Annotated in this window: 14 protein-coding genes and 1 tRNA gene; all 15 read left to right on the top strand. The window is 44.1% G+C overall.

The features are described 5' to 3' along the window. The first annotated feature begins 177 nt into the window (after window positions 1-177). Window positions 178-248, top strand: a tRNA-Trp gene (locus H8R94_RS00010). Between the two features lie 93 nt (window positions 249-341). Then, a complete protein-coding gene (locus H8R94_RS00015) occupies window positions 342-914 on the top strand; it encodes a rhomboid family intramembrane serine protease (protein WP_186853545.1) in 573 nt (190 codons plus the stop codon). Between the two features lie 146 nt (window positions 915-1,060). Further along, window positions 1,061-1,456, top strand: coding sequence for a hypothetical protein (locus H8R94_RS00020; RefSeq protein ID WP_186853546.1), 396 nt, complete (start codon window positions 1,061-1,063; stop codon window positions 1,454-1,456). Between the two features lie 12 nt (window positions 1,457-1,468). Further along, window positions 1,469-1,780 carry a hypothetical protein gene (locus tag H8R94_RS00025; protein ID WP_118534865.1) on the top strand — a complete coding sequence of 104 codons (312 nt, stop codon included), beginning with the start codon at window positions 1,469-1,471 and terminating at the stop codon, window positions 1,778-1,780. A 140-nt stretch (window positions 1,781-1,920) separates the two neighbouring features. Beyond that, window positions 1,921-2,826, top strand: a complete 906-nt coding sequence (locus tag H8R94_RS00030; protein ID WP_158575176.1) for a LysR family transcriptional regulator — start codon at window positions 1,921-1,923, stop codon at window positions 2,824-2,826. A 138-nt stretch (window positions 2,827-2,964) separates the two neighbouring features. After that, the gene (nikB, locus tag H8R94_RS00035) at window positions 2,965-3,909 is read left to right on the top strand and encodes a nickel ABC transporter permease (protein WP_243069533.1); all 945 of its coding nucleotides are present in this window, start codon (window positions 2,965-2,967) and stop codon (window positions 3,907-3,909) included. Then, window positions 3,906-4,742: a nickel transporter permease gene (gene nikC, locus H8R94_RS00040; RefSeq protein WP_186853547.1), complete on the top strand. Its 837-nt coding sequence runs from the start codon at window positions 3,906-3,908 to the stop codon at window positions 4,740-4,742. Before nikB ends, nikC begins: the two co-directional genes overlap by 4 nt. Next, complete coding sequence (locus tag H8R94_RS00045; protein ID WP_178010473.1) at window positions 4,742-5,521, top strand: ABC transporter ATP-binding protein; 780 nt, start codon at window positions 4,742-4,744, stop codon at window positions 5,519-5,521. The genes nikC and H8R94_RS00045 overlap by 1 nt, the downstream gene beginning before the upstream one ends. Before the next feature lie 3 nt (window positions 5,522-5,524). Continuing rightward, the gene (locus H8R94_RS00050) at window positions 5,525-6,283 is read left to right on the top strand and encodes an ABC transporter ATP-binding protein (protein ID WP_186853548.1); all 759 of its coding nucleotides are present in this window, start codon (window positions 5,525-5,527) and stop codon (window positions 6,281-6,283) included. Window positions 6,284-6,329: 46 nt separating this feature from the next. Then, window positions 6,330-7,883, top strand: coding sequence for an ABC transporter substrate-binding protein (locus tag H8R94_RS00055; protein WP_186853549.1), 1,554 nt, complete (start codon window positions 6,330-6,332; stop codon window positions 7,881-7,883). A 108-nt stretch (window positions 7,884-7,991) separates the two neighbouring features. Further along, entirely contained in the window at window positions 7,992-9,425 is a 1,434-nt protein-coding gene (locus H8R94_RS00060) for an ATP-binding protein (protein ID WP_186853550.1), read from the top strand. 14 nt (window positions 9,426-9,439) lie between these two features. Beyond that, a complete protein-coding gene (locus tag H8R94_RS00065; protein WP_207722441.1) occupies window positions 9,440-10,501 on the top strand; it encodes a response regulator in 1,062 nt (353 codons plus the stop codon). Window positions 10,502-10,536: 35 nt separating this feature from the next. Continuing rightward, entirely contained in the window at window positions 10,537-11,346 is an 810-nt protein-coding gene (locus tag H8R94_RS00070) for a CheR family methyltransferase (protein WP_186853551.1), read from the top strand. Window positions 11,347-11,357: 11 nt separating this feature from the next. Further along, complete coding sequence (locus H8R94_RS00075) at window positions 11,358-12,389, top strand: protein-glutamate methylesterase/protein-glutamine glutaminase (RefSeq protein ID WP_186853552.1); 1,032 nt, start codon at window positions 11,358-11,360, stop codon at window positions 12,387-12,389. A gap of 18 nt (window positions 12,390-12,407) precedes the next feature. Next, a complete protein-coding gene (locus H8R94_RS00080; RefSeq protein WP_118281336.1) occupies window positions 12,408-12,800 on the top strand; it encodes a response regulator in 393 nt (130 codons plus the stop codon). Window positions 12,801-12,804: the final 4 nt, after the last annotated feature.

Consider the following 12,804-nt stretch of genomic DNA (forward strand, 5'->3'; position numbering starts at 1 on the left):
AGGTAGATAGGACAGAGGTGGAAGTGTAGTAATACATGTAGCTGACTGTTACTAATAGATCGAAGGCTTAACCAAGAAGGTTTGATTCAAAGAATCTGTATGAAATTTTGAAGGTGTTATAAAAATTTATATTTGCATTACATCCTATAATCTAGTATTATAGGTTTTGTGATATATAGGGGATTAGTTCATCGGTAGAATAAGAGTCTCCAAAACTCCAGAGCCGGGTTCGATTCCTGGATCCCCTGTCTTAGTAAAGCCTTGAGATATTGTGTTGCAATGTTTCAAGGCTTTTTGTTATGGCAATAGGAAAATTATAGTGAAAAAAGGAGAGAAATTCTATGAAAAACAGTAAGAGAGGTATTCGCATTGTTTTTAATTCACCGGTCATTTTAGGATTTGTATTGATCTGTTTTCTGGTAACACTCCTAAATGAACACACCGGCGGACGGAGCAATCAACTTCTATTTGTAACCTATCATTCTTCTTTCAAGGATCCATTGACTTATGTTAGATTTTTTACCCATGTCTTTGGACATTCCGGCTGGGATCATTTTCTGGGAAATATGACCTATATCCTTTTACTGGGACCGATGCTGGAGGAGAAATATTCATCTAAGAATATTTTAAAAGTGTTCCTGATTACAGCACTTGTGACAGCCATTATCAATTACATTTTTTTCCCTGGTGTTGGTTTGTGCGGAGCCAGTGGTATTGCCTTTGCTTTTATCGTAATGACCTCCTTTACCGGATTCCGCAGCGGAGACATTCCGCTTACTTTTCTGCTGGTTGCTGCAGTCTTTATCGGACAGCAGGTTTATGAGGGAATTACCCTGCAGGATAATATTTCTCATATGGCACATATTGTGGGCGGAATCATTGGTGCAATCGTTGGATTCAAATGGAATAAATAACAAAATGTTATAGAAGATACGGAATGACAGCATATTTTGCCTGTGATACATAACAGAATGGAATGACTATGAAATTGAAAAATTTGTCATATCGTTTATAATTTATTTATACGCATTATGAAATGCACATAAAGGAGGAGAATGAAATGGCATGTTTTTTAGTTCCAACAACAGAGGCAATTGTTACAACAATTGTTGAAAAAAATGTTGAGGCACATGAAAAAAAAGAAGATAAGGGACAAACACTTCAGAAACAGGGTAAGGTAACATTTTCAAGAAAATTAAAATGGTTAAACACGATGTTATGGGGCGGTGCGGCTTTATTAGCGTTTGAACATGTATGGCATGGAGAGGTAGTTCCGTTCTTTCCATTTTTGACAGCGGCTTCCAATCCATCCGATGCGGCAGAAATGCTTCATGAGATGAGTACGACAGGTGTACTTATGGCGGTATTAGTTACTGTAGTATGGATAGGTATGGTGGCAGTTTCTAATATTTTGGAAAAACGTGATACAGATGTCTTACTTACCAACAAAAGATAGGAGGATAGAATTATGACATTACTTGTGACTGTTTTTGCGGCAATAATTTCTACTATCCTTTGGTATCAAAAAGAAAACCGTAAGGAATTGCGTTTGGGAACATTGAGTTTAATGTACTGGGGTGCTTCTATTATGTGGTTTGTAGATGCTATCTTTGAATATGCAGAATTGCATGCAGCATACTTTACCCCGGATCCGATGGATATGCTCAACGATTTGTTCCTTGGGCTGTCTGTAGTTGCATTTGGTCTGATCATATGGTTGGTGATTTTATTGATCCAAGATCCTAAGAAGATTGTTAGAAATGCAATATTAAATCAGTAATTGGTAAAAAAGAAGCCTCTACTTTGAAAAGTAGAGGTTTCTTTTATGCAGATAATCTGTCAAGCATAGAAGATAACTGGACGGGATAGATTTTTGACGTTATAATAAAATCGAATACTTAAAGAGGAGATATGTTATCTATGCTGGAAGTGAAGGAGTTACAATATTTTGTGATCTGTGCAGATGTGAGATCTTTTAGCAAGGCCGCCAGGGTGCTTTATACGACCCAGCCCAATGTCAGCAAGGTGATCAAGAGTCTTGAAAGCAAACTGGGATTTCCTGTATTTCGCAGAGACAATAGAGGAATAACGCTTACCAATAAGGGGAGAAGAGCCTACGAATATGCAGTAAAAATCCTAGAGCAGGAAAAACATTTGGCAGAAATTTATCAGTTAGATGACAGGGAAGAGGTAAATATGTCCAGCAACCCGAGTTCGTGGATTGCGGAAACCTTTACTTCTTTTTATCAACAATTTGGCAAAAAACAGGTCCGCTACCAACTGATAGAAGCGAATCTGAATCATATTCTGGAGCGTGTGTCTAGTGGCGAGGATGATATTGGCTTCATTTTCTTTATGGAATCGCAGAGGGAACATCTGGATTACAAGTTACAAAGGGCACAATTAGAATTCCATGAATTGAAAAAAAGCGAGGCTGTTCTGTATTATGGACAAAATCCGGCTCCGGAAAAGGGCACTGACATCAAAGAGTATATGGCAGATAAACGGTTGGTACAGGCCTATGAGGATGAATTTGCACTGAATCATTACTGGGAAATGGTGAAAGGTCAGGAAGAAGATTTGTTTTCCGACAAAATTGGTGTGATCACCAATAGTGATTACGTCATGAATATGTTACTCAAAAATACAAATCTCTGTAATGTGAGCAGTAATCATCTGGAGAAGCGTTCTATGTTTCAGGGAAGCATACTCTATCATGGGGAAAAATGTGTTTCCTTTGGCTATGTAAAACGCAGTGGCGAGGACATTGTACCACTGGCACAGGAATTTCTTTCTTATATGGAAAAACGATTAAATCTGCCGTAAAAAATGACATATGCTATAACAAAATGGAATGCATAATGAGGCAATTCTCGTCATGCATTCCAATTTTTTTGTTATAATGTTAAACAGTGTTTGCATTGTCCGAAAAGGACATGAGTGCCAAGAAAGAGGATAGTAGCAGTGAAATATGTTTGCAGACGTTTGTTACAACTGATTCCCATTTTATTAGGTATTACCTTTTTATCATTTGCAATGATGCATGTTGCCGGATCAGATGTGGTCACGCAATTATATACAAATCGAGGTGTCGAAGTTTCACAGGAAATCATAGATGCCAAAAGAGCGGAGTTAGGCTTGGATAAGCCTTTTTTGACGCAGTATTTTACATGGCTGAAGGGTATGCTCACCGGCGATATGGGCATATCCTATGTGACCGGAAGAAATGTTTTAGACACATTTATGGAAAAACTACCGGCCACCTTATTATTGACGGTTTTATCCATATTGCTTACGGTACTGATTTCTATCCCGCTGGGGATTCTGGCTGCCATAAAGCAGGGAAAGTGGATGGATCATCTGCTTCGGATAAGCAGTTTTATCGGCAACGCCATGCCGAATTTCTTCGTTGCTATCCTGCTGATGGAATTGCTCAGCATCAAGTTGGGCTGGCTGCCGGTGATTGCCAGCGATGTGTCGTTCCAAAGTGCGATTATGCCGACCTTGACACTTGCTATTTCTATGTCGGCAAAATATATGCGGCAGGTGCGGGCGACTGTTCTGGAGGAATTGAACAAAGATTATGTCATAGGACTTAAGGCAAGAGGCGTGCGGAGCAGGGACATCCTGTGGAAAAATGTCATGAAGTCAGCCATGGTTACGATACTGACACTACTTGCCTTGTCTATTGGCAGTCTCTTAGGAGGAACTGCGATTATTGAGAGCATTTTTATGTGGGATGGTGTTGGTAAGTTGGCAGTGGATTCTATTAACATGAGAGATTATCCTATGATATTGGCTTATGTGGTTTGGATGGCGATCATTTATGTGCTGGTCAATCTTGTTACGGATCTTTTATACCGTGTGCTGGATCCAAGAATACGATTGGGGGAGAAGGCAAAGCAATGAAAAAAAGCAGGAAACAAAGAAATATCGTTAAATTCCGTCTCGTAGTATTTGCATCCCTGGCAGGACTTTTGATCCTTTTTTCTCTGTTCAGTGATAAGTTATGTCCGATGGATCCCTATCTACAGGATTTAAGTAATGCGAAAGCGGCACCCTCTTTTGTACACCCATTGGGAACCGATCGGTATGGACGCGATATGTTATCTCGCATCATTGTAGGAAGTAAGACCAGTATTTTCTCAACGTTACTTTTGGTAACTTTTATTAGCGTGTTTGGGAGCATGATCGGTTTGATCTGTGGTTGGTTTGAAAACACGATCGATGTCATTCTTATGCGTATTGCCGATATGTTTCTGGCCTTTCCGGGACTGGTTTTTGCCCTTGCAGTCGCAGCGGTTTTAGGCGGAGGTCTGCAAAATGCCATCATAGCACTGGCTGCGATCTCCTGGCCAAAATACGCACGTCTGGCGCGCAGCCAGACCTTGACACAAAAAAAGGCAACTTATATCAAGGCTGCCCGGTTAGCGGGAGATAGTGATTGGAAACTGATCGTAAGACACATTCTTCCCAATATTATGGGACCGATCTTGGTAACTGCCGTGCTGGATATCGGAACCATGATGATGGAACTGGCGGGGCTGTCTTTTTTAGGTTTGGGTGCAAAGCCTCCGATCGCGGAATGGGGCAGTATGATGAGCGAGACCAGAAATCTTTTGACGACACAGCCATGGGTCACGCTATCGCCGGGAATCGCTATTTTTATCTCGGTTGTTATCTTCAATCTGTTTGGTGAAGCAGTGCGTGATTGGTTGGATCCAAAGAATGGGAGGTCATGATGGCGGAATTATTAAGATATGACCATATAAATATCCGATATGGGCAATCTCTGGTCATAGAGGATGTGGATTTTAACTTGGCGAGCGGTGAGATCTTGGGAATCGTGGGGGAGAGCGGTTCCGGAAAATCCACACTTTTAAAGGCAGGTATGGGACTTTTGGGAAAAGAAGGGCAACTCTGCCGGGGAAAGATCTTGTATGATGGGAAAGATCTGGGGCAATGCAGTGAAAGAGAAATGCAAAAGATCCGTGGAAGGGAACTGGGCATGGTCTTTCAGATGGCAGGAAGCAGTTTTTGCCCGATTCGCACCTTAGGCGTGCAAATGCAGGAAGCCGTCAGGGCGCACAAAAGGATCAGTAAGGCAGAATTTATGGATGAGGCTTTAGACCTTCTGAATAAATTTGGATTTGACAAGCCAGATCGAATCCTAGAGTCCTATCCTTTTGAATTATCCGGCGGTATGCAACAGCGCGTAGGAATTGTTGCTGCCATGCTTTTGCATCCGCGCGTTTTGCTGGCAGATGAACCGACCTCTGCACTGGATGTATCGGTGCAAAAGCAGGTGGTAGAGCAGTTTCTGATGATCCGGGAAAAGTTTGGTACATCTATTTTGCTGGTATCCCACAATATCGGTGTGATCCGTGCCATGGCAGATGAGATTTTGGTCTTACATCAGGGAAAGACAGTTGATTATGGTAAGAAAGACGATATTCTGGCACAGCCGACATCGGAATATACTGAAAAATTATTGGAGGCAGTGCCGAGGTTTAGGAGATAGCATATGCGGACATTGTTGCGGGTAGAACATTTGACAAAAGATTTCTCAACGCATGGAGGAGAAACATACAGGGCAGTAGATGATGTGTCGTTTTCGCTAGGGTTTCATGAAAAAATGGCAGTGATTGGAGAAAGCGGCAGTGGAAAGACAACACTTGCCCGCATGATCACACGGCTGACGGAGGCGACAAGCGGTCAGATCTTTCTGGAAGAAGAAAATATTACGCGGGCAAAAGGACACAATTTAAGAAATATCTATCAGAAAATGCAGATGGTTTTTCAGATGCCGGTAGATTCTTTTGATTCCCGGCGACGGCTGGGCGACGGTATCGCGGAAAGCCTGATCAACCGGGGGATGAAAAAAGCAGAAGCATGGGAAGAAGCAGAACGCTTACTGGGGGAATGTGGACTAGGCAAAGAATTTTTGACCCGGTATCCGCATGAGGTGAGTGGTGGGCAGTGCCAGAGGGCAGCAATTGCGCGGGCACTGGCGATCCAACCTAAATTATTGATCTTGGACGAGGCGACCTCCGCACTTGATATGACCGTGCAAAAAGAGATTCTAGGCTTACTGGATAGTTTACAGGAAGATAGAGATATGTCTTATCTTTTTATCTGCCATGATCTTGCGCTCGTGCAGGCGTTTTGTGATCGCATGATCGTGATGCAAAAAGGAAAGATTGTGGAAGAGGGTACAACAGACCAGGTCATCCGACATCCAAAACATGCTTATACAAAAATGCTGATGGATAGTGTTTTATAGTAAAAAAATAAAAATTATATATAGAGTTAAGAAAGGATAAGGGAGTATGCAAAAGAAAAAGATGATGGCAGTGCTAATTGGCATCTGTCTGGCACTTGGGACTTTAAGTGGTTGTGGAAAGACGCAAAAAGAGGCAAGTGATGGGAAAAAGACGTTGGTCATAGGGGATGTCAGTTTTAACAGTGCCAATGAGGAGGCAGACATCAATCCGCATAATACTTATGCGGGCTGGGCTTGTATCCGTTATGGTATCGGGGAGACTCTGGTCAAGTATTCCGACGATATGGAGATTGAGCCATGGCTGGCAAAGGCATGGGAAAATGTCGATCCACTGACCTGGAAGATCACTTTACAGGACAATGTAAAATTTTCCAGCGGAAGGGATATGGATGCGGAGGCAGTCAAGGAGTGTCTGGAACACTTGCTTGCTGTGCACGATCGTGCGGCAGCAGATACCAAGATCGCCTCTATGGAAGCAGACGGTCAGGTCTTGACGATCAAGACATCCGAGCCTAAACCGGCACTTCTCAATTACCTGGGAGATCCTTATGCTTGTATTATAGATGTTAAAGCAGGATTTGATAATGGCATTGTTTCGGGAACAGGACCTTACATTGCGGTCGATCTAAAGACGGATGATTATTTAAAACTGGTAAAGAATGACAATTATTGGAATGGAGATCCAAAGATCGATGAGATCACGATCAAATCCATTACCGATGGCAATACCCTGGCAAAGGCTTTACAGGCAGATGAGGTACAGGCGGCTTACGGTATGGCATATGAGTCTTATCCTTTATTTGAAGGAGATGATTACCAGTTTTCACGGATCTCGACTTCACGCTGTTTTTTTGCCAAGATGAATTTTGATGAAAATTCGGTGTGTGCAGATCCTGCGGTCAGAAAGGCGATCGCTATGGGAATTGACAAAGAGAGTTTTGTAGATACGCTTTTAGAAGGCAACGGCTATGTGGCAAATGGTGTTTTCCCGGATCAGACTGCATTTGGCGGAGATAAGGTAACGACCGAATCCTATGATCCCAAGGGGGCAAAGAAGGTCTTGGAAGATGCCGGCTGGGTCGATACGGATGGCGATGGCATCCGGGAAAAAGATGGTAAGAAACTGGTCGTTAAATGGCTGACCTATCCGACGCGCCAGGAACTGCCACTTTTGGCGGAAGCCGCACAGGCAAGCCTGAAGGAGATCGGTATCGAGGTGGATATCAACAATACGCTGGATGTCAATGAGGTGGTTCAGGATGCATCCGCCTGGGATGTGTATGCCATGGCAAATGTGCAGGCACCGACCGGGGATCCGGAATACTGGTTCCGCGTGTTTGCACTTAGCGATTCCGCGAAAAACCAGGGCAAGTATTCCAATGCGCAGTTGGATGCACTGGATGAGCAGTTGAGTCAGGAATTTGATACGGCAAAACGTGCAGACCTTGCAGTGCAGATGCAACAGATCCTTTTGGATGACAATGCCTTTGTCTTTTGTTCCTTCCTCAAGATGAGCATGATCTCAAGATCCAATGTATCCAATTATACCTCGCACGCCTGTGATTACTACCAGATCACCGCAGATCTGGATATCGAATAGTGTCAATTTTGTGAAAAGAATGTGTTTTTGCACATTCTTTTTTCTTGCACTTTAGCAGACACTTCTTTACAATAAAATATGGGTTTTTCTAAATGGAGGACACGTTAGATGGAACAAAAGGAAATCATTGCAAAATCCATAGATCAGATCTGTGATATGATCCTTGCCTGTGATCAGACCGGCAGGATCATTTATATGAATGAGACAGCACAGAAACAACTGGAATATCCTGTGAGTGATCCTTCCATTTCTATTTTTGATATATTTCCCGGCATTTTTACTGAGGCAAAAGATCTGGCAGAGACCAGACAAAAGACCGAGGTTGATCGTTTGCCGGTGGATATCTATCGATACAACCGGACCTGTTTTCCGGTGTGGATGCGCCTTTTAGATACTGGGAATGCAGATTATATCTGCATTGCACACGACCGGACAAAGGAGATCTATCTGACGCGTAAGGTCGACCAGGTCGGAGAAGAAGCCAAGGCGGCAGCCAAAGTCAAATCAGAATTTGTGGCAAATATCACACATGAATTGCGGACTCCGGTCAATGGGATCTTGGGCAATATCATGTCCTTACGGGAGATCGAAGAAGATTCCAAGAAATTGCAGATCATATCTTTAGTGGAACGCGGTTGTGCTGATATGAATGCCATTATCAATAATATCCTGGATTTTTCCAAGTTGGAAGCAGGCAAGTTTACATTAGAGCAGCGGGAGTTTGATTTCCGCTCTATGATGGAATATGTCAAGGCGAACCATAAGAACAAGATCGCAGAAAAAGGCTTGCAGTTTAGTATGAGTATCTCCCCGGAGATACCGGAACATATCATTGGAGATGAACTCCGTATTGTGCAGGTGCTCAACAATCTCTTGTCCAATGCCTGCAAGTTTACATCGGTAGGACGTATTGCCGTGGAGGTCGTCAAGACTTCCCAGATCCACAATCGTATGGAACTCTTCTTTCTGGTCATCGATACCGGTATTGGCATCAGCAAAGAAGACCAGGACAAACTTTTTCAAAGTTTTTCCCAGGTGGATGCTTCTATATCCAGACGCTATGGCGGTACGGGATTAGGGCTGAATATCTGTAAGCAGTTAGTAGAACTGATGGATGGCTCGATCCATGTGGAGAGTACGCAGGGACAAGGTTCCATGTTCTCCTTTCAGATCTGGGTCGAGACACCACAGAGCGAGTTGCAGACCAGCCGGAGCCTGCAGGATCCAACGACTAAGTATGTTTCCTCTATCCATAGTCTTGCGGAGTTTACAGCGGAAAATGGTATGGATCATGTAAGGAAATATGGCACCCAGGAAAATAGAGAAGAATTAAAACGAGATTTAAATAAACTTATATTATCCGTGGAAATGGATAATTGGGTCAAGGCGGAAGAATTTGCAGCCACGGTGCGGGAATTGACCATGGATGCACCACAGGAAGTCAAAAGCGGTGTGCTCCGCCTTAAGATGGCAGTCCAGAAACAAAATTACGATACCGTCAACACCTATTATCAGGCGTTGAAAGAGATCTTGAAGAACTAGGGAGGCAGGAGATTATGGATCAGATTACGACACCTAAGATACTGGTGGTAGATGATGTAGAAGCAAATCGCTTTGCCTTGCGTGATATCATCCGGCAGGCGGGCTACACCCCGGTTCTGACGGAAAGCGGTATGCAGGCAATCAAGGTTTTGGAAAGAACGCAGATCGATCTTGTTATCTTAGATATTGCCATGCCGGAAATGGATGGCTTTGAAGTATGCCGGCAGATCAAGGAGAATGTGAGGACGAGAGAGATCCCGATCATCTTTACGTCCGCTTTGGACAATCCACAGGATATCAAACAGGGCTTTGCCTGCGGGGGAGCAGACTACATCACAAAACCTTTTGTACCGGATATTGTTAAAGCAAGAATTAACATCCATCTTAAATTATATGAGACGACACGCCAGTTACAGGATATGAACCACAAGTTGCAGTTATCTGTGATCGAACAACTGCGGCGTGTGGAAAATGAAAAAAGAAATGTTCTCTACGCCCTGCTGCGGGTTGCCAGAGAAAATGCTGCCTATGATGTGGCGCATATGGAACGCATCAGTAAGAATTGCCGTGTCCTGGCAGAAACCTTGCAACTGACCAAGGAATATGCAGACCTGATCTCGGATGCATATGTGGATACCATAGAACTGGCTGCCCCGGTGTGTGACATCGGAAACGTGGCAGTCCCGACAGAGATCTTACAAAAGACCGATCGCCTGACACCGGAGGAGAGCCGCATCATGCAGCGTCATACCGAAGTCGGGGAACGTATCCTGCAGGGGATCGATGACGAGGAGCAGGGAAATGATTTTATACAGATGTCGCGGGATATCGTAAAGTATCACCATGAGAGTTGGGATGGCAGCGGCTATCCTACCGGGATTGCGGGAGAGGAGATTCCTTTGTCGGCACAGATCGTAAATATTGTTACCGCCTACTGTGCGCTGACAGAAGATAGGTCATACCGTAGTGCTTTTTCCAAGGAGAAAGCCGTGGAGATTTTAGGAGAAGAAGCAGGTGTCAAGTTTAATCCGGCACTTTACGATGTGCTTTATATGATAAAACGACAGTTGGTATAGGGGAGAATACAAAAGAGAATGAGGACTATAGTACAATGAAGATGACAGAAGCAGAATTCCAACGTATCTACCGATACGTGAAGTTACATTATGGAATTGATATGTCAAAAAAGAAAGAGATCATGACCGGGCGTCTGGAAAACTATGTGGTCGCACATGGCTACGCTTCCTATGATGCCTTTATGAATGCCTTGGAGACAGATCCGACCGGTCATATGGAAAAGCGCCTGATTGGCATGCTTACGACCAATCATACATTTTTTATGCGGGAGTTTGAACACATGGAATATCTATCCCGCGTGGTCTTGCCGGAACTTTCCCAAAAAGAGGCAAAGACAAAAGATCTGGGAATCTGGTGTGCGGCGGCATCCAGTGGAGAAGAACCCTATATGTTAGCTATGCTGATCAAGGATTATTTCGGTCTGGATCATGCAAATTGGGATACAACGATCCTGGCAACGGATGTATCCGCTGAGATCCTGGAGCAGGCGACGCGGGGGATCTATACGGCAGATGCGATCGCATCCATGCCGGCGCAATGGAAACGGCGCTATTTTAAGGCATGTCCGGATGGCTTGCATTATCAGGTGACGGACGAGATCAAAAAGGAGATCCTTTTTAGGCGTTTTAACCTGATGAGTCCCTTTTTATTCAAGCATAAATTTCACATTGTCTTTTTACGCAATGTGATGATCTATTTTGATAACAAAACAAAGCAGGAACTGATCCGCAAGGTCTATCAGTATATGGAACCGGGTGGATACTTGTTTATAGGAAGGACGGAAACGATAGATCGTTCGGTAGCACCATTTCAAATGATACAGCCATCGATTTTTCGCAAATAGGAGGGGGCTTGATGCTTAGAAAGATTAGAGTGTTAGTTGTGGAGGATTCCCTGGTATTCCGGGAACTCCTGGTACAAAATTTGAATAAAGACGAAGGAATCGAAGTCGTGGCTGCGGCAAGGGATCCTTTTGAAGCGAGGGACATGATCCTCAAATATCAGCCGGATGTCATGACCCTGGATATTGAAATGCCGCGTATGGATGGCATAGAGTTCTTACAGAAACTTATGCCCCAGTATCCTATGCCGGTTGTTATGATAAGTTCGCTGAGTGACCGTGTCTTTGATGCCATGAACGCCGGAGCGGTTGACTTTGTTGCAAAGCCGACATCCACAGAACGAAGAGCAATCGAAGAATTTATCCGCACGGAGTTGCCGGTCAAGATCAAGATCGCGTCCATTGCAAAGATCCATCGCAGACGGACGCATGCAGAAGTTGTAAATGCCCTGCATATTCAAAAGCCGACCGGAAAATGCGACCTGATCGCTATCGGGGCATCGACCGGTGGCACGGAGGCGACCTTCGATGTCTTGCAGGGATTACATAAAGATGTGCCGGGAATCGTTGTGGTACAGCATATGCCGGCAGGCTTCACGGAACTGTATGCCAGCCGCCTGAACGAGCGGTGTGAATTGGAAGTGCGTGAGGCAAAGAGTGGAGATATTGTCAGACCGGGGCTGGTACTTTTGGCACCGGGCGGTGATCAACATATGGAGTTGATAAGACAGGACAATATGTATAAAATAGTACTCAAAAAGGCACCAAAGGTAAACGGTCACTGCCCGTCGGTAGATGTTTTGTTTTCTTCGGTAGCCAAGCATGCCAAGGAAAATGCCATGGGGGTGATCCTGACCGGCATGGGAGGCGATGGTGCCAAGGGGCTTTTGGAGATGCGCAAAAACGGATCCCATACGATCGGACAGGACGAGACGACCTGTATCGTCTACGGTATGCCCAAGGTCGCTTATGAGATCGGGGCAGTGGAATATCAGGAAAAATTACCGGATATTGCAAAAAGAATTTATAATGTTTTAAACAAATAAGGGATAAGGAGAGGGAATATGAGGATTTTACTGGCAGAAGACGATTTTGTAACGCGTAAGTTTATGATGAATTTTTTGTCATCTTATGGAGAATGTGATGCGGCTGTCGATGGGATGGAGGCAGTGGATGCCTATCTCATGGCATTGGAGGACGGAGAGCCATACGATCTGGCATGTCTGGATATCATGATGCCGGTGATGGACGGCTATCAGGTCTTGCGTAGCATCCGTGATCTGGAGGCTGATCACGGCATACCGGAGGAAGAACAGGTCAAGGTCATCATGACAACGGCGCTCAACGATGAAGAAAATGTAAAGATGGCATTTGATCTGGGATGCAGTGTGTATTCCGGAAAGCCGATCAACAAAGAAAAATTCGATCAGGCATTAAAGAAATTAGGCTTGATATAGAAAG

The organism is Roseburia lenta, from assembly GCF_014287435.1.
GTDB lineage: Bacteria > Bacillota > Clostridia > Lachnospirales > Lachnospiraceae > Pararoseburia > Pararoseburia lenta.